The 2,244-nt window shown below is 64.1% G+C and carries 2 protein-coding genes; both read left to right on the forward strand.

What is annotated here, in order from left to right; genetic code table 11:
- Positions 1-603 precede the first annotated feature (603 nt).
- Positions 604-1,224: a helix-turn-helix domain-containing protein gene (locus BMX99_RS19405; RefSeq protein ID WP_093455158.1), complete on the forward strand. Its 621-nt coding sequence runs from the start codon at positions 604-606 to the stop codon at positions 1,222-1,224.
- Positions 1,217-2,244: relaxase/mobilization nuclease domain-containing protein (locus tag BMX99_RS19410; RefSeq protein ID WP_175480283.1), on the forward strand; the 1,028-nt coding region annotated here is incomplete at its 3' end. The genes BMX99_RS19405 and BMX99_RS19410, both read left to right, overlap by 8 nt.

Genomic DNA, 2,244 nt, shown 5'->3' on the forward strand with positions numbered 1-2,244 from the left:
CTCGACAGCCTCGAGACCGAGGCTCTGATCGCCCGCAGCCGCTACGACGACCTGCGCTCTCTGGGACTGGGTCACTGAGCCAGATACCCCTGCGGGTCTTCGGGTCCGCAGGGGTCTGACGCTCGCCCTTACCAGCATCGTGAAGCCCTAAACGGGCGTGACCCGCGCATCCGGCGCGTGCCGTTTTCGTGTTCTTCGCGCCCGACCCGTGACCGGCTCGGGCGTTCGGTTTGTCTGTCGTCACGTGCATCTTGAACACAAGTTTCGGAAGCCTTTTCGACCTGGTTTTCCTGCATCGATGAGGGCGGGACCCGTTCTATGTCGCGCCGCGACGCGGGGTCTTGATGGCGACCGAGGTCAGCAAAAAGACACATCATGCAAAACGTTATATTGTGCAATGTGATGTATTGAAGTATAAGCGAAGGAGAGAAGGAAGACGTTGGCAGGATATGGCCAATGTTTGCACATTTTGTCCGAGGGGTCTGTCATGGGCGTTTCCCGCAAAGCTGAATGCTCCGCCGCACGCGAACGCGATTGCGGGCAATCGCTGCCTCGCGCGCGCCTGCGCATGCATCCATTTTCTGGAAGCGGGAGAACGCCCTAGTGCCGAGGCCAGCGAAAAACCTGAAGCTTGAAGAGCGCATCGAAGTCGCGCGGCGCTTTGCGGCGGGCGAGAGCGCGAAGGACTTGGCTGCGGCGTTCGGCATCTCTCCGCGCCATGTGAACCGGCTCGCGAAAGAGGAGGCGGGCGAGGGGATCACGGTGCGCGATCCAAGCGAGACGGTGGCGTTCCGGGCCGGCCGATCCGAGCTTGCAACCTTCGATGCGGAGTGGCGCGCGCGGGGTTTTGCCAACCGGTCGCAGGCGTTGAATGCGGTGCTGCGCGGGCGGTGCGGGTTCCTTGATGTGCCGCGTGATCTGGTCGCGGAATTCTGCGCCGCGTGGCGTCAGGCGAAGGATGTGAGCGACGCCGGTCTGGTGCTCGCCAAGGCGGTGCATCGCGGTCGGCTGGAAGTCTCGGAGGCGGATCGTGCGGTGCTGATCGAGCTCCTTGATCTGGCGCGGTCGATGAGCCGTGAGATGGGCCGGATGAAGGATGCGGCGCAGGCGCTGCGTCATCAGGAGTGGCCGCAAAAGGAAGAAGGGCAGGGGGCGGAGAACGCGGTTCTCGAGGACAGCCCGCGCACGATCGAGCGCGGATTGAGGCTCGTCAGGAATGGCTGATCCCCTCGCCCTCTATGCCTCGGTCATGGGCCGTCTCTGGGAGGATGAGCGCATCCGGGGCCGGGCCGCGGCGCGGATCGACGCGCGGCTGGCGGGGCGTCGGCAGGGGCGGAGTTTCGCGCGCGTCGGATCCATGTCGGCGCGCAACGCGCTGAAGGCGGCGTCGGGTCAGAGCCGGGCAGCAGTCTTCAAACGGATCCGGGCCGGGGGCTGCAAGACGCGTGCCTCGCTTGGGGCGCAGATCTCCTATATCAACGACAAGGCGGTCTACACCTATTCGACGATGACCAACGCGCTGACCGATGCGGCGGTGCTTTCTGAGGAGCAGAAGGAAGACATTATCGAGGATTGGGCCGGGACCTGGCGCGGCTCGACCAAGCTCGGCTTTACCTCGCACATGCTGCTCTCGTTCCCGACCGATGTGACGGTCGACCAGGTGCGCGACATCGCGATGGACTGGACGGAGCATTTCTTCGAGAGCGGCGAATACGGCGACCAGTGGGACTATGTGCTCGCAGTCCATGATGACCGGGCGCACAAGCACGCCCACATCATCCTCAACAACCGCGGCGTCGAGAAAGGCACCTGGTTCTCCTGCTGGGCCGAGGGCGTGATGTCGCCGCAGCTGATGCGCGAGAAACAGGCCGAGATTGCCGAACGCTATGGCGTTATCCTCGACGCCACCACCCGGCTCGAGCGCGGCATTTTCGAGAAGCCCGCCGGGATCGAGGAGGTTTACCGCGCCAAGGAAGAGGCCCGTCTGCCGCGCGAGATCGTCATGACGGCCCAGGAATCCGCCATCGCGCAGGCGCAAGTGGTGGGCTTCGCCAAGGACTACAAGAACCTCGCCGATCTGCTGGACCGGATGGACCAGCGCCACATGGCGCGCGCCCTGCGCGGCATGGCGGAGAGGCTTGGCTCGGGCACGCCGTGGAATTTCACCGAAGGAGAGATAGACATGAAGGACATCAAGACCGTCGGTGATGCGATCGACTATTCCGAGCGCACGATCGAGGCGCT

The organism is Pseudooceanicola nitratireducens (assembly GCF_900109195.1).
GTDB classification, from domain to species: domain Bacteria; phylum Pseudomonadota; class Alphaproteobacteria; order Rhodobacterales; family Rhodobacteraceae; genus Pseudooceanicola; species Pseudooceanicola nitratireducens.